The following is a 1,728-nucleotide window of genomic DNA, read 5'->3' as shown; positions in this document are numbered from 1 at the left end:
CGAGCAGGTGCCGGCGGTACTGCTGTATTACCCTGTCTACAATTACGCCGTGGACCAGCGGCTGAAGGATGTCCAGATAGGCCCGTTGATGTCCCCCGCGGACCGCTTCCGCACGATCAGCCAGTGGTACATCGAGACCCGCCGGCCTCTCCTCTCGTTCGGCCGGCCCTGATAACCGCTGGCCCCCAATCATCCACTTGTGTCACGTATTTTCCTGGGAAGTCCCCTCTTCCGTCAGGCGCGAGAGGAAGGTGCGCAGGCGGTACGCCTCGGCGCGAATATTGGCCAGGTCATCCACCAGCTCCTGCGGAAGGTCCTCGCGCTGTAACCAGCTTTCGGACTGATGCATGATAACCGTCAGAGGGTGTGAAAGGGCCTGCGCCATATCCGCTTCCAGCCGGCGCAGAACCTCCCGCGGTTCCGCTCCGCTTTTCTGGCGCAGTTCGGCCATCAGCTCCTGATGCCGGCGTTCCAATGTCTCCGCCAGCTCCTTCTGGTGTTGATACAGCAGGGCGTTGGAGATGGCGGTGGCGGCAGAGGCGGCGATGAGCGTGAATACCCGCAGGTCATCTTTATCGAAATTGCCCTGCCGCTTGTTGATGGCCTCCATACCGCCGATGACGCGCCCATGTGCCTCCAGCGGCACGCACATCAGGGAGCGCGTGCGTTCACCAGTAATGTTGTCAATGCCGGGGAAGAAGCGCGGGTCCTGGCTCACGTCCGGCACGATGAGGGGCTGGCGGTTGCGCACCACCCAACCGATGACACCCTGGGACGCCGGCATGCGCGCGCCCCGCACCCGGTTGGCGCCAATCCCCTCCGCCATGATGAAGAACAGGTCCTGCTGTTCCTCGTCCAGCAGTGCGGCGGAGCAGGCCTCCACCCCCAACGTCTCGCGGGTCTCTTCCAGGAGAATGGACAGGACCTTCTCCAGCTCCAGCGATGAGGACACTGCCATATTGACGCGGTTGAGGAGACGCAGTTCGTTCAACTGCCGCTGGGTCTCGGCATATGCCTGCCGCTGGGAAGAGATATCCCGGAGGATGGCCGCCGCCGCAGAGGGTGGGGCGGCATCGCTGTCATGAAGTGAGAAAAGGGATGCCAGCACATGCCGGCGGCCTTCCGGTCCAACGCGCAGTTGGGTTTCGGTCTGAACGATCTGGTTCTGGCGGAGCATGCGCAGTATTTCGCCGGCATTGCCCAGGTCGAGGATTTGCTCAATATGCATGCTGTGCAGTTGCGCTACAGACTGGTGGCACATCGCGCTGGCGGCGGGGTTCGCATAGAGGATGCGGCCGAACAGGTCGAAGAGCAGGACGCCGTCACAGGCGGAATGGACGATCAGCGCGAGAAGATGCTCATCTTCAAAACTGGCGCTCGGGCCGGCGGAATTCCAAGAGTCCTCTCTCATCACCACACCTACCTTCCGGCTGTACATCTCGGCCGAGCCCAGCTCGGGATGCAAAACCTCAGCTCAAACGCGAATGCGTACCTAATTCAGTATAGCATATTTGTACGCCACGGCAACAGCCGGGTGAGGGAGATTGTTGGCACAGCCTCCACCGATGACAGTAATAGCTGACAGTCACCTTGAAGGTGACTGTCAGCTATTGTCATCTATTAGCGATTCTTAATGCCGGCGCAAGCGTGTTTTGACAGGGGCGCCGCCGGCCTGTATAATAATTCCCAGAAATACCAGGTATGGGCGAATAGCTCAGCTGGGATGAG

The 1,728-nt window shown here is 60.6% G+C and carries 2 protein-coding genes; one reads left to right on the top strand and one right to left on the bottom strand.

Going from position 1 to position 1,728, the window contains the following annotated elements; genetic code table 11:
- Positions 1 to 172, top strand: a 172-nt coding sequence (locus H5T60_14650; protein ID MBC7243671.1) for a hypothetical protein, incomplete at its 5' end; no start/stop codon positions are given.
- Between the two features lie 30 nt (positions 173 to 202).
- Here H5T60_14650 and H5T60_14645 read toward each other — a convergent pair.
- Positions 203 to 1,411 carry a GAF domain-containing protein gene (locus H5T60_14645; GenBank protein MBC7243670.1) on the bottom strand — a complete coding sequence of 403 codons (1,209 nt, stop codon included), beginning with the start codon at positions 1,409 to 1,411 and terminating at the stop codon, positions 203 to 205.
- Positions 1,412 to 1,728: the final 317 nt, after the last annotated feature.

It is taken from the genome of Anaerolineae bacterium (assembly GCA_014360855.1).
Classification (GTDB): Bacteria; Chloroflexota; Anaerolineae; order JACIWP01; family JACIWP01; genus JACIWP01.
Note: the sequence above shows the minus strand (reverse complement) of the source record. Positions and strands in the feature narration are given on the sequence as shown.

Bases quoted from the DNA above. Each gene is read 5' to 3' on its own strand.
- H5T60_14645 (MBC7243670.1), bottom strand. From the start codon at position 1,411: ATGAGAGAGGACTCTTGGAATTCCGCCGGCCCGAGCGCCAGTTTTGAA.